Origin of the sequence: Cyclobacterium jeungdonense, assembly GCF_010994275.1 — a bacterium.
Classification (GTDB): domain Bacteria; phylum Bacteroidota; class Bacteroidia; order Cytophagales; family Cyclobacteriaceae; genus Cyclobacterium; species Cyclobacterium jeungdonense.
Genome location: NZ_WMCD01000003.1, coordinates 143,442 through 166,898, shown reverse-complemented (window position 1 = coordinate 166,898; position 23,457 = coordinate 143,442). Strand labels below are relative to the sequence as shown.

At 44.3% G+C, this 23,457-nt stretch carries 20 protein-coding genes and 1 pseudogene; 13 read left to right on the top strand and 8 right to left on the bottom strand.

Annotation, left to right across the window (positions count from 1 at the left end):
- Positions 1 to 30: 30 nt before the first annotated feature.
- The 4 genes and pseudogenes from ruvB (at position 31) to GKS34_RS08210 (ending at position 3,185) form a co-directional block, all read left to right on the top strand.
- Entirely contained in the window at positions 31 to 1,068 is a 1,038-nt protein-coding gene (gene ruvB, locus GKS34_RS08220) for a Holliday junction branch migration DNA helicase RuvB (protein ID WP_163384329.1), read from the top strand.
- Positions 1,069 to 1,102: 34 nt separating this feature from the next.
- Positions 1,103 to 2,035, top strand: coding sequence for a tRNA epoxyqueuosine(34) reductase QueG (queG, locus tag GKS34_RS08215; RefSeq protein ID WP_163384328.1), 933 nt, complete (start codon positions 1,103 to 1,105; stop codon positions 2,033 to 2,035).
- 413 nt (positions 2,036 to 2,448) lie between these two features.
- Positions 2,449 to 2,589: pseudogene (locus tag GKS34_RS23730) on the top strand (peptidase associated/transthyretin-like domain-containing protein); the annotation flags it as partial.
- Between the two features lie 110 nt (positions 2,590 to 2,699).
- Positions 2,700 to 3,185 (top strand): RagB/SusD family nutrient uptake outer membrane protein, encoded by a 486-nt coding sequence (locus GKS34_RS08210; RefSeq protein ID WP_240459238.1) that lies wholly within the window; start codon positions 2,700 to 2,702, stop codon positions 3,183 to 3,185.
- A gap of 65 nt (positions 3,186 to 3,250) precedes the next feature.
- Here GKS34_RS08210 and GKS34_RS08205 read toward each other — a convergent pair whose 3' ends face one another.
- Genes GKS34_RS08205 through gltX form a run of 3 tightly spaced genes read right to left on the bottom strand, consistent with a single transcriptional unit; the run spans position 3,251 to position 5,710 of the window.
- Positions 3,251 to 3,889 (bottom strand): porin family protein, encoded by a 639-nt coding sequence (locus tag GKS34_RS08205; protein ID WP_163384327.1) that lies wholly within the window; start codon positions 3,887 to 3,889, stop codon positions 3,251 to 3,253.
- A gap of 33 nt (positions 3,890 to 3,922) precedes the next feature.
- The gene (locus GKS34_RS08200; RefSeq protein WP_163384326.1) at positions 3,923 to 4,126 is read right to left on the bottom strand and encodes a hypothetical protein; all 204 of its coding nucleotides are present in this window, start codon (positions 4,124 to 4,126) and stop codon (positions 3,923 to 3,925) included.
- Between the two features lie 48 nt (positions 4,127 to 4,174).
- Positions 4,175 to 5,710: a glutamate--tRNA ligase gene (gene gltX / locus GKS34_RS08195; protein WP_163384325.1), complete on the bottom strand. Its 1,536-nt coding sequence runs from the start codon at positions 5,708 to 5,710 to the stop codon at positions 4,175 to 4,177.
- Positions 5,711 to 5,842: 132 nt separating this feature from the next.
- On the opposite strand from gltX, the gene GKS34_RS08190 reads away from it, so the two are divergent.
- The 3 genes from GKS34_RS08190 (at position 5,843) to GKS34_RS08180 (ending at position 7,560) form a co-directional block, all read left to right on the top strand.
- Positions 5,843 to 6,445 (top strand): hypothetical protein, encoded by a 603-nt coding sequence (locus tag GKS34_RS08190; protein ID WP_163384324.1) that lies wholly within the window; start codon positions 5,843 to 5,845, stop codon positions 6,443 to 6,445.
- Positions 6,446 to 6,604: 159 nt separating this feature from the next.
- Positions 6,605 to 7,060 carry a hypothetical protein gene (locus GKS34_RS08185; protein WP_163384323.1) on the top strand — a complete coding sequence of 152 codons (456 nt, stop codon included), beginning with the start codon at positions 6,605 to 6,607 and terminating at the stop codon, positions 7,058 to 7,060.
- Between the two features lie 56 nt (positions 7,061 to 7,116).
- Positions 7,117 to 7,560 carry a hypothetical protein gene (locus GKS34_RS08180; protein ID WP_163384322.1) on the top strand — a complete coding sequence of 148 codons (444 nt, stop codon included), beginning with the start codon at positions 7,117 to 7,119 and terminating at the stop codon, positions 7,558 to 7,560.
- A 51-nt stretch (positions 7,561 to 7,611) separates the two neighbouring features.
- On the opposite strand, the gene GKS34_RS08175 is transcribed toward GKS34_RS08180, so the two are convergent.
- Positions 7,612 to 7,920, bottom strand: coding sequence for a hypothetical protein (locus GKS34_RS08175; RefSeq protein WP_163384321.1), 309 nt, complete (start codon positions 7,918 to 7,920; stop codon positions 7,612 to 7,614).
- A gap of 497 nt (positions 7,921 to 8,417) precedes the next feature.
- Between GKS34_RS08175 and polA the strand changes: the two genes are divergently transcribed.
- Positions 8,418 to 11,222 carry a DNA polymerase I gene (gene polA, locus GKS34_RS08170; RefSeq protein ID WP_163384320.1) on the top strand — a complete coding sequence of 935 codons (2,805 nt, stop codon included), beginning with the start codon at positions 8,418 to 8,420 and terminating at the stop codon, positions 11,220 to 11,222.
- Between the two features lie 40 nt (positions 11,223 to 11,262).
- Entirely contained in the window at positions 11,263 to 12,639 is a 1,377-nt protein-coding gene (gene radA / locus GKS34_RS08165; protein WP_163384319.1) for a DNA repair protein RadA, read from the top strand.
- 6 nt (positions 12,640 to 12,645) lie between these two features.
- On the opposite strand, the gene GKS34_RS08160 is transcribed toward radA, so the two are convergent.
- Positions 12,646 to 13,377, bottom strand: a complete 732-nt coding sequence (locus tag GKS34_RS08160) for a class I SAM-dependent methyltransferase (protein WP_163384318.1) — start codon at positions 13,375 to 13,377, stop codon at positions 12,646 to 12,648.
- Positions 13,378 to 13,513: 136 nt separating this feature from the next.
- Entirely contained in the window at positions 13,514 to 14,992 is a 1,479-nt protein-coding gene (locus GKS34_RS08155) for a M14 family metallopeptidase (protein ID WP_163384317.1), read from the bottom strand.
- Positions 14,993 to 15,110: 118 nt separating this feature from the next.
- Between GKS34_RS08155 and GKS34_RS08150 the strand changes: the two genes are divergently transcribed.
- A complete protein-coding gene (locus GKS34_RS08150; RefSeq protein ID WP_163384316.1) occupies positions 15,111 to 16,127 on the top strand; it encodes a mandelate racemase/muconate lactonizing enzyme family protein in 1,017 nt (338 codons plus the stop codon).
- 14 nt (positions 16,128 to 16,141) lie between these two features.
- Positions 16,142 to 17,200 carry an aminotransferase class I/II-fold pyridoxal phosphate-dependent enzyme gene (locus GKS34_RS08145; protein WP_163384315.1) on the top strand — a complete coding sequence of 353 codons (1,059 nt, stop codon included), beginning with the start codon at positions 16,142 to 16,144 and terminating at the stop codon, positions 17,198 to 17,200.
- 42 nt (positions 17,201 to 17,242) lie between these two features.
- Here the strand turns inward: GKS34_RS08145 and GKS34_RS08140 are convergent, their stop codons facing one another.
- The gene (locus GKS34_RS08140) at positions 17,243 to 19,114 is read right to left on the bottom strand and encodes a glycoside hydrolase family 20 protein (RefSeq protein WP_163384314.1); all 1,872 of its coding nucleotides are present in this window, start codon (positions 19,112 to 19,114) and stop codon (positions 17,243 to 17,245) included.
- A gap of 210 nt (positions 19,115 to 19,324) precedes the next feature.
- Here GKS34_RS08140 and GKS34_RS08135 point away from each other — a divergent pair, with 210 nt between their 5' ends.
- A complete protein-coding gene (locus tag GKS34_RS08135) occupies positions 19,325 to 20,071 on the top strand; it encodes a hypothetical protein (protein ID WP_240459237.1) in 747 nt (248 codons plus the stop codon).
- Between the two features lie 15 nt (positions 20,072 to 20,086).
- Here the strand turns inward: GKS34_RS08135 and GKS34_RS08130 are convergent, their stop codons facing one another.
- Positions 20,087 to 21,880 (bottom strand): ABC transporter ATP-binding protein, encoded by a 1,794-nt coding sequence (locus tag GKS34_RS08130; RefSeq protein WP_163384313.1) that lies wholly within the window; start codon positions 21,878 to 21,880, stop codon positions 20,087 to 20,089.
- A 386-nt stretch (positions 21,881 to 22,266) separates the two neighbouring features.
- Here GKS34_RS08130 and nusB point away from each other — a divergent pair, with 386 nt between their 5' ends.
- Positions 22,267 to 23,451, top strand: coding sequence for a transcription antitermination factor NusB (gene nusB, locus GKS34_RS08125; RefSeq protein ID WP_163384312.1), 1,185 nt, complete (start codon positions 22,267 to 22,269; stop codon positions 23,449 to 23,451).
- Positions 23,452 to 23,457 lie beyond the last annotated feature (6 nt).

Here is a 23,457-nt window from a genome sequence, read left to right as displayed (position 1 = left end):
TTTTATATTTGTAATTCTTAGCAACTGAATATGAGAGAAGATTATCTGCGTGGTGACGAAAACAGCCTGGGATCAGGGGACAAGGAAATTGAGAAGGCTTTAAGGCCGCTGAGTTTTGAAGATTTTACCGGTCAAAAAAAAACGGTAGAAAATATAAAGGTTTTCGTTTTGGCTGCCAAAAAACGAGGAGAATCCCTTGACCACGTGTTGCTTCACGGACCTCCGGGACTGGGTAAAACTACCCTGAGCCATATCATTGCAAATGAACTGGAGTCCAGCCTGAAAATCACTTCCGGGCCGGTATTGGATAAGCCCTCCGACCTGGCGGGTCTATTGACAAATCTGGAGGATGGAGATGTCCTCTTTATTGATGAAATTCACCGGCTCAATCCGGTCGTAGAAGAATACCTGTACTCTGCCATGGAGGATTTTCGGATTGATATCATGCTTGATTCCGGCCCCAACGCCCGGTCGGTACAAATTAGCCTAAACCCCTTCACACTGGTTGGAGCCACTACCCGGTCCGGCCTGCTTACCTCTCCCTTACGGGCCCGGTTTGGGATCAATGCAAGGCTGGAATATTACGATGCGGAATTGCTGCGCACCATCGTCAAGCGTTCGGCCTCCATCCTGGGTACTCCTTTGGATGAAGAAGCAGCATTTGAGATTGCCAGACGAAGCCGAGGCACTCCGCGGATTGCGAACAACCTATTACGCCGAACCCGGGATTTCGCAGAAATAAAAGGGGATGGACGGATCAGCCTAGAAATCGCAAAAATGGCGCTAAACGCACTGGACGTAGATGTAAACGGGCTGGATGAAATGGATAACCGCATCCTGCTGACCATCATCAAAAAATTTAACGGTGGACCGGTAGGCATTTCTACCATTGCCACCGCTTGTGGAGAGGAAGCCGAAACGATAGAGGAGGTGTACGAACCATTTTTGATTCAGGAAGGGTACCTTAAAAGAACCAGCCGGGGAAGAATGGCCACTGAACTTGCCTACGGACATTTAAAAATTAAGCCTGATTTTGGCGGTCAATCCGGTAGTCTTTTTGATTTATAAATTTTCGCTGCACCGCATTCGATACCCATAATTTATGGATACCAGAAAAAAAAACAGCCAGTTCATCAAAGAAACAGCCCAAATGCTGGGTTTCGATTTTTGCGGCATCGCTAAGTCCGCATTTTTAGAAGAGGAAGCACCAAAATTAGAATCCTGGTTAGACAACAACTACCAGGGCAAAATGGCCTATATGGCTAATCATTTTGACAAAAGACTAGATCCGGGCAAACTCGTGGACAACGCCCAGTCGGTGATCAGTCTGATATACAATTATTACCCCCCAAAGAAGCTGCCGGAAGGAAAACAAAACATCAAAATCGCTAAATATGCTTATGGAAAAGATTACCACTTTGTCATTAAGGACAAACTCAAAAGGTTTCTTCAAATCTTGCAGGAAGAAATCGGCGAGATCAACGGCAGGGCTTTTGTAGACAGTGCGCCGGTCATGGAAAGGCAATGGGCTCAAAAGGCAGGATTAGGCTGGACAGGTAAAAACAGTTTACTATTAAATCAACACATGGGGAGTTTCTTTTTTCTGGCAGAGCTGATCATTGATCTACCCCTTCACTACGACGCACCCATTGCCAAAGATTATTGTGGCAACTGCACCCGCTGCCTGGATGCCTGTCCCACCGACGCCATCCTTCAGGCAAACCTGGTGGATGCCTCCAAATGCATCTCCTACCTGACCATTGAACTCAAGGAAGAAATTCCAGAGGAATTCAAGGGAAAAATGGAAAACTGGGCATTTGGATGCGATATCTGCCAGGATGTGTGCCCCTGGAATCGTTTTTCAAGGCCTCATCAGGAACCCGAATTTTTACCCCCGACCGAGCTGGAGTCGCTGGATTGGGAAGAAATGACCAAAGAAACCTTTGATCGAGTATTTAAAAAGTCAGCTTTAAAACGCAGCAAATGGGAAGGGTTGCGTCGAAACATCAAGTTTATTCGGGTAAACCAGTCATAATCGATCACTTCCTCATTCTTATAGTTTCTGTTACTTTTTATCCCGCTTTCGACTGGATTCACTCATTTACCGAATTATTTGACGATTATTTCACCAATTTTTCTAAAAAGCAAAACAATTTTAAAATCATTGAGCTTTTATTATTCTAGTAACTATCAAAATAATCAATTTTAAAAATAATTAAATATCATTACTCTTATACAATGTATTGTACAATATTATTCCGATTAACTAATCTAATTAATAAAAAATAATTACCCTTAATCAAAACTTAGTTCTATATCAAATCTTTACCGATTTTCATTGGTCATGTTTTTGTCCCTGCTCAATATGGGATGGGCGCATTCACAGTACAGCCTCTCGAGCATCGCAACCGATGAGCGGACTCAAGACCCTATGATAGGGGTAAGTATATTGATTCGCAACACTACCAAAGGAACCTAACTGACCTGGATGGTCGGTTTAATCTGAATTTTGATGACGAGACCTCGGCTACCCTTATTATCTCTTTATTAGGATACCTTAGCCTGAACATTGAAGTTGGGCCCAACACCAATACCAACGTTAGTATAGCACTCAAGGAAGACGCTTCCAACCTGGAAGAAGTGGTGGTCACGGGACTGGAATCCAGACACAGGGACTATGTAACGGACATATCCAGGGCATGGAATACTTTTGGAAGAGAAATCTGGTACCTGAACGGATCAGATCCTCGCTTCCAAACAGATTGGCTAGGCCGGCAGGCAGAGAACCCGACAGGAACTATTTTGGGTTTGGCACCACTGGTGGAGGATCTTGGGCAGATCCCTACCAAGCCATCCGACAGGCTGAAGTGTTGATTTTATTAAAGGCAGAGGCACACGCGCAGTTGGGCGAGACAGACCTCGCCGTGAAAGCAATAAACGTGATTCGGAATACAGCAGAAATCGGAGACTATGCCGGAGCAACCGATCAGTCCAGTCTTATCGATGAGATTTTGTACCAACGAAGGTATTCCTTATGGGCAGAACCCTGGGGACACCGCTGGATCGATATCCGAAGGTACGGTCGCATGGATGAAATCAATACTTCATTTGATCAAGGAGCTGTTTTTCGTCAATTCCCTCACCCTCAAGCCGAGGTAAATTTGGATATTTATGCAGAAGATTGACCTGTTTTTCGAATAATTGATGTAACCAGGCGATTTCAGCCAATGGTGTCAAATTAAAAAATTACTTACTCGAGTACCCTGAAAAGATAGGCCAGTGAAAATTCCAATTGCGTAAAATTAATATCAAAAATTCGTTCCTGGGATTCAGGCCTACCAAATTCATAGGAATAGCGAACTTCTCCCTGAAGCGTGTGCTTTCCAAACAACTTTGAAATCCCCACACCAGCCGTCAAGCCATACATCAATTTTCGTGGTTCGTCAGCCGGCTGCCCATATGTCGGAATGACGAGTTCCCCTTCCACCACTCGATTTACGTCCCTCACATCCAGTAGGTACCCCACATGCGGGCCAAGTTTAATATGAAACCTTCCTGAGTTACCCAGGTAAAAATTAGATAATATCGGAATTTTAATATAGTCGAATTGGGTTTCGTTTCCGGTATTGATGGTATCCGTTGCTGCATAGCCGGTAGTTAGGAATTGAAATTCTACCTGAGCCCCTGCATTTTTCTCAAAAAACTGCTCAATCACCAAGGAATAAGTAGGAGCAGTGAAGCCCGTGACACTGCGGGGAAAACTACCCAGGGTAACTCGGTAAGAGGCACTGGACTCCGTAAATCCTCCACGGATACCCACACTGGTCTGTGCTAAAAGATCACTGGAAGCCAAAAAAATAATTACCAAAAGAGGCCAACCGATTTTCATAGGAAAAAAGAAGAAGTCATGGAATCTCCGCAATTAATTTTCGTCCTTTTTCTTGGGCTTTTTACTTTCTTCCCTGTCCCTTAATTTTTTGTCATCCACATTTTTATTAAGAAACTCGTTGATCTTATCTATGGAAAAAGAACTGGAAATTTCACCAAATGAATTGATATTCATGTTGAAGCCTTCCAACTCTTCGTTCACCTTTGGTATATCCTTTTTTTTCGTCTTCTTAGCCATGGCTGTTTTTTTCTTTACAATACGAAATCTGTACCGATTCTGGCACCGTTACTCTTTTCCTAACGTATTTAACGCAAAATCGATTCTTCTGATCAATTCCTCTCTGCCCAAAATCTCAAAAATCTGCATCAAATCCGGTCCTGCTCCAACTCCGGTGACTGCAAGCCTTACTGCCTGCATGACCTTGCCCAATTTAATTTCTTCCGATGCTGCGGCTTCTGCAAGCTTTGATTTGGCAGTTTCTGCAGACAAGGGTTCATTTTCTTCCAGCAATTGATTTTTGAATGCCCCCAATACCGCAATGGCATCTTGATTCCATTTTTTTTCAGCTACCTGCTGATCAAAGGTCTCCGGTGCAATTAACATGAACTTTCCTTCATTCCATAAATCGGAAGGAAATGTAGCCCTTTCCTTCATCACTGCGGCTATTTTTTCGGCCTTTTCCTCGGACAGGAAACGGTTTTCTTTTTCCAGATCTGCCAGCAAATACGCCGCAAGCTCTTGGTTGGATTTATGCCTCAAGTACTGCTCATTGTACCATTTAGCTTTATTTATATCAAATTTAGTGCCCGACTTACCAATTCGATCGATAGAAAAGGCTTCTATCAATTCTTCCAGCGTAAAAAGTTCTCGCTGATCCCCCGGGTTCCAGCCCAGAAAGGCAATAAAATTCAGGAATGCTTCCGGTAGGTAACCAGCTTCTTTAAAGCCTGCCACCATTTCTCCGGACTGCGGATCTCTCCAGTCGAGTGGAAAAATCGGGAAGCCATGCTTTTCAGCATCTCTTTTGGATAGTTTTCCATTACCATCCGGCTTCAGCAACAAAGGCAAATGTGCAAACTCGGGCATGCTGTCCTCCCATCCCAAATATCGGTACAACAAGACGTGTAAAGGTGCCGATGGTAACCATTCTTCCCCACGGATTACATGGGTAATACCCATTAAGTGGTCATCCACGATATTGGCCAGGTGGTAGGTAGGCATACCATCTGATTTCATCAAAACCTTGTCATCCAGTGAATTGGAATGTACCATAACCCATCCCCGAACCATGTCATTTAACCTTACCTCTTCTTTTCGTGGGATTTTGATCCGAATCACATACGGCTCCCCTGAGTCCAGGCGGGCTTTTACTTCGTCCGCAGGTAAGGTAAGTGAATTATTCATCTGCGTGCGGGTGATGGAATTATACTGAGGGGACACCACCCTTGCGGCCGTTAGCCTTTGCCGCATGGCTTCGAGTTCCTCTGAAGTATCAAAAGCATAGTAGGCGTGCCCCTTTTCAAGCAAGTACTTTGCGTAATCCATGTACATAGACTTACGTTCGGATTGTCTATAAGGTCCGCATTCGCCCGGATTCCAGGGGCTTTCATCCGGATTGATTCCAATCCAATCCAGGGAATTTTTTATGTAATCCTCTGCACCAGGAACGTATCGGTTTTGGTCTGTATCCTCTATTCTCAATAAGAACTTTCCACCATTTTTACGGGCAAAAAGGTAGTTATACAAAGCGGTTCTCACACCTCCAATATGCAATGCTCCGGTAGGGGATGGAGCAAATCTTACGCGTACTTCTTTACTCATAGACTGGCTTCAATTTCTTTTAAGAGGGCAAAGATAGGCAATTATTAAAGAATTTGGAGCTATATGCTCGGAAGACTTGGCTCTTTTTCAGATAAACCATCCCGCTAAAAATACGGTTACCTATAACAGAAGATGAAGAGGACCCCTCCAAATAAGGACCAAATGAGCCGGGAAATGTACCGCTTGCTAAAAATATTCGGGACAGCCTCCCTGGGCCTGGTCTTGTTGCTCTCGTTCTTCAACGAATACCGGGCAAGCAATTCAGGAGATGACCCAGAGTTTGGAATCAATGATTCCGGATACCTTTTCTTTAAGAATATTCGAAGAATCGATTATGAGGTGAAACGAACACCTCTGGTGGATCGCTACATTCACGAGGACGTTGATGCGGATAGCCTTAAATCGGGCATTCATTTAGAAATTATTATTCGGAAAAACCGAAATACAGCAATTCCTTTTATTATTCTTAAAGGAGACCTATCACACAAATCCCCCCTTCTTTTTAGAGCCTTGGACGAGCTGGGACATCCCAAGGATTCGCTGGAATTGGTACAGGGAAATCGCTATACCCATTTGAAGAATGCAAAAAAAATAAACGAATGGCTTGATGCGGATCTAACCAGCATACAGGCCAACGCAAACGGAGTCTGGGTAAAACTGCTCGAAGGCAGTAAAGAGAGGCAAGCGTTTTTACAAACCTTTGAGGATTTTAAAAAGATTACATCACGCAACTAATGGCACACTCCTGTTACCCCTTAGATAAGAATATGCTAGTAAGTTTGAAGGTGTCTCTAACCTAAAACCCATTGAAAATACCAAAAATAACCTTAAATTGACTGAGACAGGACCATCCCATTCCTTTAAAACATCGGGAAAAACCCAAAAAACCTTGCTATGGAACTGAAGAGAATTGATAATATTTGGCACTTTTTTGCCACTCAAAATCAGTTGTTCTTAAAAAAAGAAGTGAACCACGAGGTCTGCTATTCGTTTTTAAAAAATAAAATCAGGCTTAAGCATGCTTTCAATCCTCGTTTTACCGGTCAATCAGTGCTCACTTTGGGTCCGGATTCCTTCGAAATGGCAGTAGAAAGCCAATCTGCCAGCAAAAAAAAGTTTGGGTTTCACAGTCCGCCTGTTAAGGTGCATCAACGCCTTTTCTTCCCAAAGGAGTTACTTAAACTAACGGTGAGTTTCAGCATTACCGTCGAAAAGGACCGTTTCAAGAATATACGGGTAACTCTCGAACCATTCGTGCCACAGACCATAAAGAAAACATTCCACCCTGTCAATTATATTAGTGAAATGCTTTGGGGTTTTCGGTATTTTTCCGAAACTATAAAAAATTAATAGTGGCTATTAAACGCCGGAAATCAGTTAACCTTTAACGCTTGCAAATACCTTTTATGAAGACCTCTTCCATTCAGCCAGACTTTCCTATGTTCACCATGCCTCACCGCGGATTGCTCCTGCTTTCCGGTATTTATGCCATCGTATGGGGGGCTTTTTTTAGATGGTTTGGCCCCACTGTATTGAATTGGCTGGCCATGGACAACAGCCTGGATGGCTGGTCCGGTACGCTTTTTTATGGCAGTCTGGGAATGGTAGGAGGCTTGCTCGTGTTTTTATCCGCTTTTTACCCCATTAGCTGGATTTACCTGATGGGGTTAGGGATTCTGGGAAAGGCCTTTTCTCTGGTAAGTTTTTTGGTGCTATACATGGATAGCCTGGAGTGGAACAAACGACTCGGTTTTCATGTGATTTTCAACGAAGCGCTTTGGTTAATCCCCCTGGGAATTATCTTCTGGAAAGCCTTAAAAGTAAAAAAGTATTTAAAATCTCAACCATGATCAAAGAAATGCACCCCCCAATCCCCTAAAGGAATTAGAGGGTGGTTCAAATCAGGTCAGAATGACCAATAAAATCAGAATAACAATCAGCGCGCCTACTGAGATATAAACACCTCCACCAATTTCCTTGGCCTCTTTGTTGATATCCCTCAGTTCGTTGCGGATTTCTTTACGTTCTTCTTTGTCCATGGCCCTGAAATCCATGGCCTTTATTTCCTGAACCCGCTCATCCAATTGTTCTAAGCGAGCCTTCTCTTCCGGGCTGGGTTCTTTATCTGCTGATCCGTTTTTTGCCATGGCTGCTGGAGCTACGGCTGTCAAGAACATCAGCATGGATAAAAAGTATGCGATCTTTTTCATTTGAGTTAAGTATTTAAGGTGAAACATGAAATTAAATTCTTTCTTAAATAATCGTAAAAATTGGTGTGGTCCTTTTTTCGAAATATACCAATAATCTTACCAAAAAAACGGAAATTGGAAGAAATCCACACCAAAAGAATACAATACACAAATAATTTCGCTACTTACGCCCTTCTTTCTTAACAATGCTAAAATATTGTCGTGTCCGGCATGCAAAAGGCCCCCATTTTTGTCATTTATAGCTCCCATTTCTAATTATTAATTGTCATTGACAAATGACAATTTTTACGAATATTATTCTTGATGCTTCGGTGTCACTTATTCCGTTTCGGTTTAAGCTACTTACGGATGAGGATATCGTGTTTTTGGGCCGGGAATTACGTCACCTCTTTTCTATTTCGCTCCGATGCATTGCTTAAAATTCATTAACTTGGGCAGAATTTAGCGGGAAAAATCTTCCACAATCCCATACAAAAACTTCAAAACCGGATCAACAAATGGCTAAAGGCAGCAAAAAGCTTTTTCTTCTGGATGCAATGGCTCTGATTTACCGGGCGCATTTTGCATTCAGCAAAAACCCCAGAATCAACAGCAAAGGACTAAATACAGGCGTCATGTTGGGATTTACCAATACCCTACTGGAAGTTCTGGAAAAAGAGAAACCCAGTCACATCGCCGTGGTTTTCGACACCCATGCCCCCACTTTCCGGCACGTACAATTTGAGGCCTATAAAGCTAACCGACAGGAACAACCCGAAGACATAGAAGTGGCCATTCCCTGGGTTAAACAGATTGTGCAGGCCTTTAATATACCTACCCTGGAATTAGACGGGTTCGAAGCAGATGATATTATTGGCACTCTGGCCAAAAAAGCCGAAAGGACCAGCTTCACAGTATACATGATGACTCCGGATAAGGATTTCGGTCAACTGGTAGAAGACCATATTTACCTTTATAAACCGGCCTTTATGGGAAATGCCGTAGACGTTATGGGGCCAAAGGAAATCTGTGAAAAATGGGACATAGAAAATGTCGACCAGGTGCGGGATATGTTGGGACTGATGGGCGATGCGGTGGATAATATCCCCGGCATCCCAGGAATCGGGGCCAAAACCGCGGTCAAACTGCTAAAACAATTTGGGTCGATAGAGGAACTGATCAAAAACACCGATCAACTGAAAGGAAAGCAAAAAGAAAATGTGGAAAACTTCGCGGAACAGGGGCTTTTATCCAAGGAGTTGGCTACGATTATGCAGGAGGTTCCTCTGGAATTTGATGAAAAAGCCCTTACCTATGAGCCTCCAAATGAGGACAAGCTCAAGGCACTTTTTGCGGAATTGGAATTCCGGACTTTAACCAAGCGGGTTTTCGGAGAAGCTATCAAAAAACCGAATATTAAAGTAAACGAGCAATTGGGCTTGTTTACAGGGAATGATGTCGAGGAAACGGAGGAAGATCCCGCTCCACCGGTGGAAGTTCCTGATTACTTGCACACCATTTTTACACGCAGCCATAATTACCATCAGGTATCAGGAGAGGAAGCCATTGGAGAACTGGTTCGCTACCTGCTCCTGCAAAATGAAATTTGTTTTGATACCGAAACCACCTCCATCAATCCCAATGAAGCCGAATTGGTGGGAATTTCCTTCGCATACCTTCCTGGAGAGGCCTACTACATTCCCTTCCCGGAGGATAAGGATACTGTAACCAACTACCTCGATATTTTAAAGCCTGTATTTTCTTCCGAGGACATTCTGAAAATCGGTCAGAATATCAAATACGATATACTGGTACTTATGAATTACGGAATAGAGGTCAGGGGGAAACTATACGACACCATGTTGGCCCATTACCTGATAGAGCCTGAAGGTAAGCACTCGATGGACTGGATGGCTGAACAATACCTTCGTTACAAGCCGGTGTCCATAGAAAGCCTCATAGGGAAAAAAGGTAAAAACCAGGGCAATATGCGGGATGTCGATCCCGAAGTAGTGGTAGACTATGCAGCTGAGGACGCAGACATCACCTTATTACTTAAAAAAGAGCTGGACCCGCTTATCAAGGAAAATAAATTGGAAAAGCTGCTCCACGAAGTAGAAAACCCTCTGATCGAAGTGCTGGCAGCCATGGAATTTGAAGGGGTCAAAATAGACACCGAAAGCCTCAAGGAAATGTCAGGCGAGCTGGAAACGGAAAGCAGGCTCATTGAAAAAAAGGTATACGAATTGGCTGGTGAGCAATTTAACCTCAGCTCTCCCAAACAACTGGGAGAAATTCTCTTTGTGAAATTGCAACTTGACCCCAAGGCCAAAAAAACGAAAACTGGGCAGTATGCCACCGGAGAAGAAGTGCTCAGTAAGTTAGCCATCGAACACGAAATCGCTCAGGCCATTCTGGACTTCCGGCAACTGGTCAAACTCAAATCTACCTACGTAGATGCCCTACCCGGTCTGATAAATCCTAAAACCGGCCGTATCCATACCACCTATAATCAGTTTGTGGCTGCAACAGGCAGGCTCTCCTCCATTAACCCAAATCTGCAAAACATTCCCATCCGAACCGAAAGGGGACGGGAAATCCGGAAGGCTTTTGTGCCCAGGGATGAGGACCATCTGATTCTGGCAGCGGATTACAGCCAGATTGAGCTGCGAATCATGGCTGCTTTTTCCGAAGACGAATCCATGATTGGAGCCTTTAAAGAGGGAAGGGATATCCATGCCACCACGGCCGCCAAAATTTTCCAGGTGCCGCTGGATCAGGTAACCGGAGACATGAGAAGGAAGGCCAAGACAGCCAATTTTGGAATTATCTATGGCATCTCTCCCTTCGGTTTGTCGCAACGGCTAAAAATCCCCCGATCAGAGGCAAAGGAAATTATTGATGCTTACTTTAAAGAATTCCCGGCAGTAAAAGCCTACATGGATGAAAGCATCGAAAAAGCCCGAAAAAATGAATTTGTAGAAACCATATTGGGGCGACGGCGCTATCTGCGTGACATCAACAGCCGGAATGCCACTATGCGGGGTTTTGCCGAACGCAACGCGATCAATGCCCCTATTCAAGGTTCTGCTGCCGACATGATCAAAGTGGCCATGATTCAGGTGCATGAATGGATGGTCAAACAAAAGCTTAAATCCAAGATGATCCTGCAGGTCCACGATGAATTGGTTTTTGATGCACATAAGGACGAGGTAGCGCTATTGGAAAAAGAAATTCCGAAACTCATGTCAGGAGCTATTCAATTAGCTGTTCCATTGGAAGTAGAAGTAGGAATGGGTACCAATTGGCTGGAAGCACATTGAATAACCTTTTCACAACTCGATATTCGCAAAACGAAACACCATGGCCAAAATAAAAACCGCTTTTTTTTGTCAGAATTGTGGCGTGGAGAGCTCCAAATGGGTAGGAAAATGCCCTTCCTGTGGGGAATGGAATACTTATGTGGAAGAAGTCATCCAAAAAGAAGTGAACCAAAAAGGAAGCTGGCAATCCGGTACGGTTTCTCCCAAAAAAAGTAATAAGCCCAAAAGACTCAATGAAATTGACTATGAAGCCCAAACACGTCTGGTCACCCGGGATCCCGAACTGGATCGGGTGTTGGGAGGAGGCATCGTGCCAGGATCTCTGGTGTTGATTGGGGGCGAACCGGGCATAGGTAAGTCCACTCTGATGCTTCAAATAGCCCTCATGCTGGCCTCAACGAAGGTATTGTATGTGTCCGGTGAAGAAAGCGATAACCAGATCAAAATGCGTAGCGAACGGATGGCGTATCAGTCCGACAATTGTTTCGTTCTTTCTGAGACCAACACCCAGCAAATTTTCCAGCAGGTAGAACTATTAAAACCAGAGCTTCTGATCATCGATTCCATTCAAACACTGCACAGCCAATATGTTGAATCCGCAGCCGGATCTGTCAGTCAGGTGAGGGAATGTACGGCAGAACTCATGAAATTTGCCAAACAAACCGGGGTGCCGGTCTTTCTGATTGGCCATATTACAAAAGACGGAGCCATTGCCGGACCAAAAATTCTGGAACACATGGTGGATACGGTTTTGCAGTTTGAAGGCGACCGGCACCTCAGTTACCGTATCCTGCGAACTTCAAAAAACCGTTTCGGTTCTACCAACGAGTTGGGAATATACGAGATGCATGCTTCCGGCCTCAAAGCGGTAACCAACCCCTCCGAAATACTGATGACCCAGCGGGAAGAGCAACTCAACGGAGTTGCCATCGGGGCCATGCTCGAAGGAAACAGACCGCTGCTCATTGAAATCCAATCCTTGGTAAGCCCGGCTACCTACGGCACTCCTCAGCGGAGCAGTACCGGCCACGATGCCAAAAGGCTCAACATGCTCCTCGCCGTGCTGGAAAAACGCGGTGGCATGCGGCTGGGACAGCAAGATGTTTTTCTCAATGTGGCCGGCGGCCTGCGGGTGGATGACCCGGGCCTCGATCTCTCAGTATGTGCTTCCCTGATATCTTCCTACGAGGACAGCCCCATTGACCCGCGTATTTGTTTTGCAGGTGAAATTGGTCTGGGGGGAGAAATCCGGGCGGTTAATCGCATCGAAAGCCGCATTGCAGAAGCGGCAAAAATGGGTTTCAAAAAAATCATGTTGTCCCGATACGGTCTCAAATCATTGGATACGGACAAGTTTAACCTGGAAATAGTGCCTGTCACCCGACTGGAAGAGATGTATCAGCAACTTTTTGTCTAACCGGAGTTATCCGGCCAGATTATCCAGCGGCTTTTTGCCCCCAAAAGCGGCAAAACAGCAGTTTTTGTGCAATACTTCCAATTGCGTGAAGCCTACTTTTTTCATCAAATCCAATTGAAAGGGCAGGGAACGGGGACTGTCCTCTTTTTCTATGTAGTCGAATACCTTCTTTCTATAATCCAGGCCTCCTATGGACTCCAGGTATCGGGCATACCGATTCCACATCATTTCCTGCATTTTCGCGTCGTCATGGGATACCAGGTCGGAAATCCAAAACGATCCTCCGGGGGCCAGCAGCTTGAATATCTTCTCAAACACATGTTCCCAATCGGAAACTCCTCTGAGATGATGCAAAACAGCAGCAGCTACGATGATGTCGTACTTATTTTCGGTCAACTGCGCATCACGGATGTCCGATTGGATGGTATCTACTTTCCCCGTGGTTGCCCAGCTTACCCGATCGTAGGCTTTGTTTAGCATGGGTTGACTCAAATCCAGTAAGTCACAGTCTACTTGGGGAAGGTATTGCAGGATCTTCAGGGAAAGGTTTCCCGCTCCTGAACCAATATCTAACATGGACTTTGCCTGAGGGTTGGTTACCACAACCGCATTTGCGATTAGTTCCATGGATAAAGGTGCATCCATGGTGGCTTCCTGTCCGGTATCCAAATTGGAAAACCGGTCCACATCCTGATCAAATCTTTTTCGTATGTCTTCAATGGAAGATTTATTCTGCATAGGGTTCATTGTGTTTTACAGTAAAAGAAATTTGATTTTAATGATTTTTCCGTACAAATACAATATTCGACCATTGATACCAATATCAAGCTCATCCGTAAAAGAAGCAATTAAACGTCTTAAACCGGTAAATCTCCTATTGCACACGTTGTTTAAACGATTTATTTCCTGGGCTTTGCAGGTCTACTAGGTTTCCATTTATTACTGCATACAGGAATTCGTTGTCATTTTTAAGAAAGAAATTGGGCGCATTGGACAGCGATGGTTCCAAATCTGGCAGTTGGTCTCCAGTCAAAATCAGAATTGGTAAATCATGTACCATTCCTTTGTTTTCTTCCGGAGTCTTAATCGCTAAATACCCTTCCCGAAGCAGGCCCATGACTTCATCCTTACTAATTTCCTCTAGCGCGACTTCCTTGCCCCATACCTTTCCTTTCGCTACGGTCATTCCTTCAGCATCCAGTTCCTCATAACCATAATAAATCGACAAGTCGCCCCAGTCCTCTACTTCCCCATGTTCGTAACGTGCCCCATTCTGATAGCGCACACTTCTCCGAATCCCGATATCCGTTACATAAGCGTACCCATTGGTTTCCGAACGGACGTTTTTTATAAGCAAATCCATCAAACGGGAAGCATTGTCCGGGATGGCTTGGTAAGCCGAAGCTTCATGGTTATCATAAATCCCAGTGGCGATTTCATAAAGCGCATTTAGGATAATCATAAAATTCAGCTTTCGGATGTATTGCTTTTCCGGGTCATTGGGATAGGCTCCCGATTCGATTAAGATGGTGCTGGTGCCCCACTTCTGAAAATTGTCGCCAAAAGCCCTAGGCTCAAATGAGTCGTTGTATTTGCCTACATTTCCCGGAATTTCTTCCTGCAATACCCGATTCATACCCACAATTACTTTCATCGCTTCTTCCCTGCCTTCGTTTACCTCCCGTGCTTCATTATAAGCTGGAGCCAATACCGAAATGGTCGCCGGATTGGAAGTTCCTGATGCGTTGTAGTAGGCGTTTTGATCGTGCAGATTAAAGCCAAACGCTGGTTCGAAATCATCTCGCGCCGCTTTCAAAATAATGGCCTCCGGGCTACTTTGCCGGATGGCATCCCGGTTAAGGTCTATGTGCAGTGCATTTCTTCTTTGAAACCGTTCCGCTCCATCCGGGTTAACCATGGGAATAAAGCGAATGGTTAAATTTTCCTGAAGGACCTTCCGAATAGCTGCAAAATCATCCGCCTCCGAGCCTTCCAAAAAATTAAGCAAATCAAATAGGGCCATGGTAGCCGTGCTTTCGTCTCCGTGCATTTGAGACCATAGTAATACAGGGATAGGACCACTGCCGTAAGTTAGCGCGTGGAGTGGCCTCCCCTCCACCGATTTTCCAAGTACTTGTTGCTGAAAAACATCGGACCTGGATTCGATTAAGGGTGAAATTTTATCGTAGCCAAAACGGCGTTCCGTAAGTTGGGATTCTTTGAAGTGCTCATATGCCTTTTCCAGTAAAGAAGTCTCCAAAGGTTCCGGGTTTTGGGCATTCGCAAAGGAATGGCACCCTACTAAAGCAATTAAAAGAAATCCCCTGAGAACGAAGTTAGTGGTCGTATTCATCTTGAAAGGTTTTTTTTATGTAAATATGGCTATTTTTAATTAAATAATAAGGGATGTATTTACAAGGATGCTGTCGATATCCTACCTTTAGCCTTTGAAAAAACCTCATGCTATTTTTATGAAGCTCGAACTACTTCCACATAAGTTACCGTTAAAACACACTTTTACTATTGCCCATCAGAGTAGGGACGTTCAGGATACTCTGATTGTAAAGCTGGTTGGAGAGAATGGGCTTTACGGCCTGGGAGAATCCACTACTAACCCTTACTACGGCGTTACACTTGAAAACATGCAGGCATGTTTGACCAAAGTAGCGGATGAGGTATTATCGGGATTAGCACCCATGCACCCGGAAAAGCTATGGTCCATCACCCAGCCCTATTTTAAAGACAACCCCTTTGCCCAATGCGCCTTGGACATCGCCGCCTGGGACCTGTATGCTAAAATGCAGGATAAAAAATTATACGAGCTACTGGGTTTAAACCCGGCAAGCATTCCGGTTACCAACTTCACCATTGGTATCGCTCCCATCCCCAAGATGATTGAAAAAATGAAAGAATTGGACTGGCCCATTTACAAAATAAAATTGGGTACGGATCAGGACCTTGACATCATCAAATCCCTGCGCGAACACACCGACGCGGTGTTCCGGATTGATGCCAATTGTGCCTGGAGCGCCGACCAGGCCATTGCATATTCCGGGGAACTGGCCAAGCTCAACGTAGAATTCATGGAACAGCCCCTGGCAAGGGAAGACAATGAAGGGATGAAAAAAGTCTACCAATTCAGCGAATTACCGGTGATCGCCGATGAAAGTTGTATTTCGGAGGAAGATGTTGCGAAGTGCCAGGGACTTTTCCATGGGATAAACGTAAAACTGGTCAAGGCAGGGGGACTTACCCCGGGTCTGAGGATGCTCCATCAGGCCAAGTCCCTGGGCATGAAAACCATGGTGGGCTGCATGACCGAATCTTCGGTAGGAATTGCTGCCATTGCTCACATAGCGCCCTTACTGGACTATGTGGACATGGACGGAGCCATGCTCCTATCCCGGGATATCGCCGAAGGCGTTAGAATAACACCTGATAAGGTTCATTTCCCTGACCGGCCCGGAACCGGTGCTATCTTGATATAAAGCGCTTTGTCGATATGAGTCATACCTACCCTACTTCTCAACTCGGAAGAACCATTACCTATCAGGGCAAAGACTACCTGCATTTTAGTGGTACCTCTTATTTGGGAATGGGTATCCTACCTGAGTTTAAAGAGCTTCTGATCCAGGGTATCCATAAACACGGCCCCAATCACGGGTCCAGCCGGAACAGCAATGTGCAGCTGTCCCTATATGATGCTTTTGAAGCCCGGTTTGCAGCTGGTTCCGGAGCCGCTGAAGCGGCAGTACTGAGTAGTGGATACATGGCAGGACAACTTGCAGTTTGCACCCTTAGACCGCTTGCAGACCTGACCTGGACTGCTCCCGATACCCATCCGGCCATCACCTTAGAAAACCAGCATCCTATTGGCCTTTCTCACAAGCAATGGCAAAAAAAGTGCATTGCCAAATCTCACGAACTGATAGGACAAAAAATCCTATTGCTGTCCAATGCAGTAAACCCTCTTATTCCTGAGATTCATGATTTCGAATGGACCAAAAAGCTATCTCCCGCCAACAAATACTATCTGCTAATTGATGACAGCCATGCATTCGGCCTGTTGGGGAAAGGTATTTTTGGTACCTTTGCGCAATGGAAACACCTTCCGGTCGAAGTTTTGGTCGCCGGTTCATTAGGCAAGGCACTGGCACTTCCGGCAGGCATCATCCTTGGAAACCATTCGCTGATTAGTCGGGTCAGGGAAAACCCTATTTACCGCACCTCCTCCCCTCCTGCTCCGGCATTTTTAAGTGCATTTTTGGACGGGCAGGACTATTATCTCAAGCAGCAGCAAAAGTTGAAAGAAAATTTACAACAGATAGCTTCCGCACTGAAGGGGATGGGAAGTTTTAAATTTCTGCCACAATATCCGGTTATCTCTTTTGAACCGGAATCCTGGGTGGAACGATTACACCAAATAGGGTTTATTCTATCTTCTTTTCCTTACCCCCTGCAAGATAGCCCGGCAGTAAACCGAATTGTACTGTCTGCCTGGCACTTGCCCTCTGATCTGGAAGCATTGGTGCTGGCTTTGAAAAAGCTGTCTAATGGCTGAATAACTATTTGCCGGCAAACCAAGCGGAATTTTCACCTACCGCTATTCCTTCTCTATAAGAGGATAGTTTTCCAGGTATTCGCTGGGGGTTGTATGCCATTCGGCAATTCTACTGACCTGGGCATCCATGCAGAGGTAGTAAAATTCGTAAAGTAGTTGGCTTACTTCATCTGGTAGTCTGGCCTTTCGTTTACCTTGCTCCTGAAAGGTCTCCCAATTTCCAGCACTTTTTTCCTTCATAATTTCGAGCATGGCAAAATATACCGGAAGTCGGGCAGATTTTACCCGGGTGAGTTGCTCTGGATTTTTTCGGACCGCTTTCTCCGCTTTGTCAAAGAGCGCGTTGTAATTTGCAATTAGCTCAGGGCTAAGAAAACTGTCTCCTTCCTGTATTGGACTTCCAAAAATAGACATCTTTCTTCCCGTAAATCCCTTATTATTGTCATGCAGAAGGTTGATATAGTCATTGACAAAAGGCGCCGCTTTGCCATAGTATGCATTCAGGAAGTCTTTCATTTCCCGGTCCACGTCCAGGTCGGGATTCCAAAGCAATTTGGCCAACAGGTAAGCCCTCAGTTCCGCCGATTCACCACCAGATTGAATATTACCCTGGGCAAATACGGCACTTACATTATTATTCCGGAGAAAAGAAATATTGGGTTGCAGGGTTCGTAGGTTGGGAAAAGGGGCCAGCAAGTTTGCAAATTGAATGTTATAATCCCATACCAGAATATTGTCAGTAAGCTGAGCCCAGCCTTTCAGGTCCTCGCTAAAATCCGGATCTCCCGACTCAATGGGCTCATTGCGGGTGCTTTCTATGCTACAAAGCATGATATTCACGTTGTCGCGAGGCACCAGATTTTTGGGAGGCACCCGGGTATACTGATAGGCCAGCGTAGAAATTATTTTATCAGGAAAACGCTCCGCCACCTTATTGATAAAGGTCAATAAAGAACCCATTCCTAAAGCAGGGTATTGGCTGCCATGTGTGGCGTACATTTTATCTTCTGGTGCAAAGGCAGCATATTTGGCGTCCAAAGCAGCACAATGTTCACATTGACAATAATTCACATTATCGTTCTGGCTGACTGACCAGTAAAGAGCTTCTGGCCTTTCATCGATGGCTTTTTGAAGGTTTTGGCACACGATATCAAGTACCTCGGGGTTACTAAGGCAGAGTTGGGATTCGGGCTGAACACTCTTGCCGTCCCAGGAAGGCACCAAACCTGCATGTCGCTTGCCCTCATAAAAACTAAAATACTCAGGATGGCTTTCTCCATATTCCGCCGGGTTGAGGAAGTTATGGAAAGTATGCACCCAATAGCCCCATTCTGAGGGGCTATTGCCCCGCTCACCATGAGAATGCAGCTTGTGCCAGTCCATGAATTTGGAATCATAGGCGTCATTATAAAATACCTCTCTAAAAGTAAAATCCGGCACCTGAAGCTCATCAATGGCCGGAATACTAATGGTTTTTTGTTTCGGAACAACTTCAAAACTGGATGTGTATTTCTTACAGTTCAGGTATTCTTCCAGAAAAGTGTAAACGGCGTATACCACTCCTTTTTTTGGTCCGCCGGTTAGGATAAGTTGCCTACCGTTATTTCTTATATATATTCCATCCCTCCCCATTTGATCATAAGGAACCAAGGCTGTCTCAGGCCGGATTACGCTTCCGATCAGGATTTCATTTTGCCCCGGCAGTCCTTTATCCGTCTTTACGGGGAGTTGTGCCCCTGAAATTTTCAACAAATAGTGTTGCAATACCTTTGCTCCATGCACCTCTTCCACCGAAGGATGTTCCGGAATAATGATAGTAAAGTCTGACTTTCGGTTTTTGACCAGCGTAAGCTCCTGTGCGAGGCCGGAAGCAAGAAAGGAAAATGCCAGTAGCAGGCTAATTATCTTTTTCATCTGTTTATATTTTTTTTTCAGCGGTCAGATGGAATCTCGCATGCTTGATAATCATCCCTCTGTGTGTCGATCTCGTCATGCTCGATTTCATGATTAGTATTGGGTTTATTATAGAATGAAATTCAGATCAATAGAAATATACAACAGATGATGGGAAGGCACAATACTTGATACTACTCGATTTAGTAAAATCCTAAAAAACACGTATCAATGTTAAGATTATTAGTTTTATCCTTGACCATGTTTCTATTTTTAATAGGTACCCTTTCCCGGGCCCAGGTCATTTTAGATGTCGAGTCCGGCCTGGCATTTCCCGGATACAATGATGTACGAATTCCCAATGAAATGGGAACTTTATTTAGTTTTCAGGAAGATTTCGAAACGGAGGGGCCCGTCATCCCATTAAGAACCCGATTGGGCTTTAGCTTTAATGAAAAGAACCATATTTTCGCCCTTTATGCCCCTCTCGGCATTAACTATAACGGAACCGCCACCAAAAACATCAGCTTCCAGTCCAGCATTTTTCAGCAGGGAGAGACTTTGGATGGTTATTATCAATTCAACAGCTACAGATTGACCTACCGTAGAGATATCCTTAAGTCTGGAGATTGGCTTGTAGGTGTCGGTTTCACAGCCAAAATCCGGGATGCGCAGGTTCGTCTCGCTAATGATCAGGGACTACGTGACAAAAAAGATGACCTGGGCTTTGTACCCCTGTTGCATTTATACACCTCCTATAATCTTGGAGGTAAAAAGTTGATTTACTTTGAAGGAGATGGACTGGCAGGGGGTCCGGGAAGAGCATTTGACCTATTTCTGGGTACCCGATTACCTATAACGGAGCGTATAGATATTAAAGCAGGTTATCGTTTTCTGGAAGGAGGAGCTAATGTAGATGAAGTTTACAACTTTACTTTGGTTCAGTTTGCTGTAGCTGGTCTTTATATTCAACTATAGACCTTCTCCTTCAGCTCATTCCACTTCTCCAGCCTGCTGGGTTTGCTTCTCATAGAGCTCGGCATAGGTGCCTTTGGCCAGCATCAGGTCCTCATGGGTTCCTTTTTCTACCATCTTTCCGTCATTCAGCACGATGATCTGGTCGGCCAGCTTTGCAGAGGAAACCCGGTGAGAGATGATGATAGAGGTCCTGCCTTTCATGATTTTTTCGAGTGCATTCAGGATGGCATTTTCCGTTTTGGTGTCAACCGCTGACAAGCAATCATCCAGCAGCAAAATTCTCGGTGACTTGGCAATGGCCCTGGCGATGGAGACCCTTTGCTTTTGCCCACCGGACAGGGTTATGCCTCTTTCCCCAAGCCGGGTATCGAAGCCTTTTGGAAAGTCCACGATATTCTGGTAAACGTCCGCATCTTTGGCGGCCTTTTCAATCAGATCGAAATTCAATTCTTTTCCGAGCCCAAAACCAATATTGTTGGTGATGCTATCACTAAAAAGGAACACGTCCTGAGGTACGTATCCAATTTGCTCTCTCAGGTTTGCGATGTTGTAGGAGCGAATATCCAGGTCATCAATTAAAATACGACCCTCCGAGGCATCATACATCCGCATCAACAGATTGGCGATGGTGGATTTTCCAGAACCGGTAGTCCCGATAATGGCCAGAGACTGACCGGAGCCAATTTCAAAATTAACCTTGTCAAGTGCCCGAATCCCCGAATCCGGATAGACAAAGGAAAGGTTTTCCACCCGGATCCTTCCTTCAATTTCGCGAACCGTATCTTCGGTACTCAGGATATCATTTTTCTGATCCAGGAATTCATTGATACGGGCCTGGGAAGCTGCCGCCCGCTGAACGATGCTGGTCACCCAACCCAGGGAAGTAACCGGCCAGGTGAGCATGTTGACATATAATATAAACTCTGCAATCACGCCATAGCCTATGGCCCCTTCAATCACCTGAATTCCCCCTACATATACTGTAATAATCGTACTCATACCGATCAATGCTAAAATCAGTGGAAAGAATAAGGATTGTACCCGGGTGAGGGAGATCGATTTTTCTTTGTAATTCTCGCTGGCCTTATCAAATTGCCGGGCACTATCTGTTTCCCGGACAAAGGATTTGATCACCCGAATTCCGGAGAAAGCTTCCTGCACGAAGGTACTAAGGCCCGAAAGACTCCTTTGGATTTTTTCAGATCGTTCGTTGATCATGTTATTGACCACGTAAATGCTTACCGACAAAATGGGCAGGGGAATCAGGGAATACAGCGTCAAAGGGACGTTGACCGTTAACATATAGCCGATGACCAGGGGAAACAATATCAATAAGTTGAGGCCATACATCAGGGCCGGCCCCAAATACATCCTGACTTTGGACACGTCTTCGGTAATTCGGGCCATCAGATCCCCGGTACTGTTTTGTCGGAAAAAGGCCAGAGGCAAGCGCTGATAGTGCTGGTATATTTCGTTTTTCAAGTCGTATTCTATCAGCCGGGACATGGCAATAATCGTCTGCCGGATTAAAAATAAAAACAAACCACGCAACAGCGCCATCGCCAGGATCAACAGTCCAAAAATAAGGATATACTTTAAAAAAACAGTTCGGGCCAGTTCTGTGACAATCGATCCCTCTTCGTAGACCTGATAGTAAGAAAAACTTTCCACCACATAATCGATGGCGATCCGAACCAGTTGGGCAGGAATAATTACAAAAATATTGGAAATAAGCGTAAATACTATTCCTAGAAAAAGGTACAGCTTGTATTTATATAAATATTTATTTAATCTCCAAAGAGGCTTCACAAAATAAAAAGCTTTAAATTTCGTATTGTCTTTTATAATATATCTTATATTGCATCGGTAAAGCGAACAACACTTATTAAATTTTGCTCTCTGTTGGTATCGCTTACCGGAATTCAAATATAACACATTCCAAACTCCAAAGTTCAATGGCAGGTGTCAAAACAAAAGAAAAAGGCCCTTCACTTGCGATTAACACGAAAATGGAACCCATCGCGGTATTAAAAAGGTTTTGATAGCGGAAAATCTATTTCTATCATTGAATAAATGGATATATTTGCCCTTTGCGGGTACATTTACTAATTTGCAGAAATTTTCGTTTAAGCAGGCGAGCCTGCACTTTCGGTAAATTTCAGGGTTTAACCCATTACGTTCTTTAATTTCAATAAATGTTAAACAGAAGAATCCTTAGAGTAAAAGCATTTCAAACATTATATGCCTACCAACAATGCAAGTTTAGCAATGCTAACCTCGCACAAGATTATATTAGGGAGGCGTTTCTTCCGGATCTCAACACCATGGAGGTTCAGGACAAGGGTCAACTCAAAAGAGATGCGGAAAGGTGTGTGCAGCTTTTTTTATCTCATCTGCAAAAGAACACGCCACTGGGATCAGAGGAAACAGATCAAAAAATAAGGCATACGGCAATTAAAGCAGTAGATCTTTACCATAAATACAATCAAAAAGACAAGGATTTTTTGAAAAGTAACATGCTGACAGCAGTGGAAAACATCCCCGGATTGTATATTTTTGCCATCCATATTTTGTTGGAGTTTGGAGCACATGTGAACAACGAAAAGGCTAAAAAGAGAAAATACGATGCCCAGCCGGTAATACAGCCAGCATCGTTTTATAATTTGGGTGCCAACAAGGCCTTGCAACTAATCGATTCCAATCATTCCTTCCGGCGTGAATGTAGCCGATTTCAGGTGGATAGTGCGGAGTTGGAACTGGAAATAAAAGAATGGTTTAGGGAATTGGTTAAGCCAAATGAGGAATATCAAAAGTACATTGCTATTGATAATCCCAGTTTTGAACAAGACAAAGAAATCCTCCAATCCCTGTTAAAAAAAGTACTGTTCAAAAGTGAGGCTGTCATCAGTTTTTTTCAGGAAAAGGATATCAATTGGGCGGAGAATAAATCCATTGTCAGAAGTCTGGCATCAAAAGTGATCAAGAACTTATCGGGAGGGGAAGAGAGCACGGATGAAATTCTTCCCGAGTTGGCTTTAAACTGGGAGGAGGATAAGGAATTCTTCCAAAATATATTTAACTTGACCATAGCTTCGGAAGACGAGTTTAGTGGTATGATTGCCCAAAAAACAAAAAATTGGGATGTAGAAAGGATCGCCTTAACGGACAGGGTTATCCTGATAATGGCATTGACGGAAATGGTTAATTTCCCGAGTATTCCGACGAAAGTTTCGATAAATGAATACATCGATATTTCTAAAACCTACAGCACGCCTAAAAGCAAGCAATTTGTTAATGGTTTGTTGGATACTTTATCAAAAGAATTAACCGAAAGTGGAAAAATCCGTAAAAGTGGTAGAGGACTTATTGATAATAAATAACATAGA

Bases quoted from the DNA above. Each gene is read 5' to 3' on its own strand.
- ruvB (WP_163384329.1), top strand. From the start codon at position 31: ATGAGAGAAGATTATCTGCGTGGTGACGAAAACAGCCTGGGATCAGGG.
- queG (WP_163384328.1), top strand. From the start codon at position 1,103: ATGGATACCAGAAAAAAAAACAGCCAGTTCATCAAAGAAACAGCCCAA.
- GKS34_RS08210 (WP_240459238.1), top strand. From the start codon at position 2,700: ATGGAATACTTTTGGAAGAGAAATCTGGTACCTGAACGGATCAGATCC.
- GKS34_RS08205 (WP_163384327.1), bottom strand. From the start codon at position 3,889: ATGAAAATCGGTTGGCCTCTTTTGGTAATTATTTTTTTGGCTTCCAGT.
- GKS34_RS08200 (WP_163384326.1), bottom strand. From the start codon at position 4,126: ATGGCTAAGAAGACGAAAAAAAAGGATATACCAAAGGTGAACGAAGAG.
- gltX (WP_163384325.1), bottom strand. From the start codon at position 5,710: ATGAGTAAAGAAGTACGCGTAAGATTTGCTCCATCCCCTACCGGAGCA.
- GKS34_RS08190 (WP_163384324.1), top strand. From the start codon at position 5,843: ATGAAGAGGACCCCTCCAAATAAGGACCAAATGAGCCGGGAAATGTAC.
- GKS34_RS08185 (WP_163384323.1), top strand. From the start codon at position 6,605: ATGGAACTGAAGAGAATTGATAATATTTGGCACTTTTTTGCCACTCAA.
- GKS34_RS08180 (WP_163384322.1), top strand. From the start codon at position 7,117: ATGAAGACCTCTTCCATTCAGCCAGACTTTCCTATGTTCACCATGCCT.
- GKS34_RS08175 (WP_163384321.1), bottom strand. From the start codon at position 7,920: ATGAAAAAGATCGCATACTTTTTATCCATGCTGATGTTCTTGACAGCC.
- polA (WP_163384320.1), top strand. From the start codon at position 8,418: ATGGCTAAAGGCAGCAAAAAGCTTTTTCTTCTGGATGCAATGGCTCTG.
- radA (WP_163384319.1), top strand. From the start codon at position 11,263: ATGGCCAAAATAAAAACCGCTTTTTTTTGTCAGAATTGTGGCGTGGAG.
- GKS34_RS08160 (WP_163384318.1), bottom strand. From the start codon at position 13,377: ATGCAGAATAAATCTTCCATTGAAGACATACGAAAAAGATTTGATCAG.
- GKS34_RS08155 (WP_163384317.1), bottom strand. From the start codon at position 14,992: ATGAATACGACCACTAACTTCGTTCTCAGGGGATTTCTTTTAATTGCT.
- GKS34_RS08150 (WP_163384316.1), top strand. From the start codon at position 15,111: ATGAAGCTCGAACTACTTCCACATAAGTTACCGTTAAAACACACTTTT.
- GKS34_RS08145 (WP_163384315.1), top strand. From the start codon at position 16,142: ATGAGTCATACCTACCCTACTTCTCAACTCGGAAGAACCATTACCTAT.
- GKS34_RS08140 (WP_163384314.1), bottom strand. From the start codon at position 19,114: ATGAAAAAGATAATTAGCCTGCTACTGGCATTTTCCTTTCTTGCTTCC.
- GKS34_RS08135 (WP_240459237.1), top strand. From the start codon at position 19,325: ATGTTAAGATTATTAGTTTTATCCTTGACCATGTTTCTATTTTTAATA.
- nusB (WP_163384312.1), top strand. From the start codon at position 22,267: ATGTTAAACAGAAGAATCCTTAGAGTAAAAGCATTTCAAACATTATAT.